Raw genomic sequence first — 419 nt, 5'->3', positions numbered from 1 at the left:
GTACCGACAAGAGCCACAAAGCCAGCAGTATTAAAGTAAATCAAATATTCACTTCAGACAGCCCAGAAATGCTGCTTAAGATGTCTCGTCAAGGTTTAGGTATTGTCGCTTTGCCGAATTGGATGGGTAAAGAGTTTGTAGAGAAAGGGGAATTAATACGGTTGTTGGCAGATTGGAGTAATGACCAGTTACCAATGTATGCGGTGTATCATGCGAGCGACTATTTGCCCCAACGAATCCGAGTGTTTATCGATTTTCTTGCGGAGTATTTGAGTTCAAGAAATAGTTAAAGCTCTAAGAACAGCTAGAGCTCAACTGAGATCGATAGCTAAGATAAAATCTTAGCCCATTACATCCTTGCGCTGATCAACGCATTCATAAGAGCCCATTTCGAACTCACGACAGATCCATGGTCGGTT

At 42.2% G+C, this 419-nt stretch carries 1 protein-coding gene and 1 pseudogene; one reads left to right on the top strand and one right to left on the bottom strand.

What is annotated here, in order from left to right:
• The coding region (locus tag AB4486_RS28045; RefSeq protein WP_372120096.1) for a LysR substrate-binding domain-containing protein at positions 1 to 290 on the top strand (290 nt) is incomplete at its 5' end.
• Positions 291 to 341: 51 nt separating this feature from the next.
• Here the strand turns inward: AB4486_RS28045 and AB4486_RS28040 are convergent.
• Positions 342 to 419, bottom strand: a pseudogene (locus AB4486_RS28040) (YkgJ family cysteine cluster protein); the annotation flags it as partial.

The organism is Vibrio sp. 10N.222.55.C6, from assembly GCF_041473395.1.
GTDB lineage: Bacteria > Pseudomonadota > Gammaproteobacteria > Enterobacterales > Vibrionaceae > Vibrio > Vibrio crassostreae_C.
Note: the sequence above shows the minus strand (reverse complement) of the source record. Positions and strands in the feature narration are given on the sequence as shown.